The 710-nt window shown below is 32.5% G+C and carries 1 protein-coding gene; it reads left to right on the forward strand.

The window, feature by feature from the left end; all coding sequences use genetic code 11:
- Positions 1-10: 10 nt before the first annotated feature.
- Positions 11-550, forward strand: a complete 540-nt coding sequence (locus tag LGK95_RS22195; protein ID WP_226127104.1) for a ferritin-like domain-containing protein — start codon at positions 11-13, stop codon at positions 548-550.
- Positions 551-710: the final 160 nt, after the last annotated feature.

Below are 710 nucleotides of genomic sequence, written 5' to 3' on the forward strand. Positions count from 1 at the left end.
AGGCGATTAAATGTTTTTAACCAAAGCAACATTAAATTTATTAAATGAGCAAATATCACATGAATTTAATAACCACACTATTTATAGGAACATACAAGCGTATTTCTCTAACTTAGATTTGGATGGATGGGCATCATTTTTCGGTTTACAAGCTGAAGGAGAGTATAATCATTATACACACGTTATAAGCTACTTAGACGATAAGGATGCGCCTTATGAGATAAATGTATTGCCTTATACCAATTATCAATTCAAAGATATTAAAGAAATACTTGAGAAATATTACGCTACGGAGTTAGTAACTACTAAGATGCTTTATGCTGTTGCAGAACAGGCGAGGGTAGACAATGATCAGGGAACAATAGGTTGGCTATATACTATGCCAGTATCTGAAGGTGGCTTATCATTAATACACGAACAGATTGAAGAGGAAGATTCAGCATTAAACTTGCAATCTGAGTTTATGCAGGGGTTTGGTAAGAGTGATCAATTAAATCAACAGTGGATACGAATAGTAAATGAAAATTTAATTCACAGATTGGCAAAATAACTTACCTCATTTAATACCTTGGTTTTTTCTTTTGATTCAAGATAATAGTTGTTATGTGGAATGGTTTTTATTTACACGCATAGTTCTAGAAAAAAATAAAAAAAGCCTAGCGTAATTGCTAGGCTTAAATAACCATTTTCTTGGAGGATCAAGATAATGG

It is taken from the genome of Clostridium algoriphilum, assembly GCF_020443705.1.
GTDB lineage: Bacteria > Bacillota > Clostridia > Clostridiales > Clostridiaceae > Clostridium_AD > Clostridium_AD algoriphilum.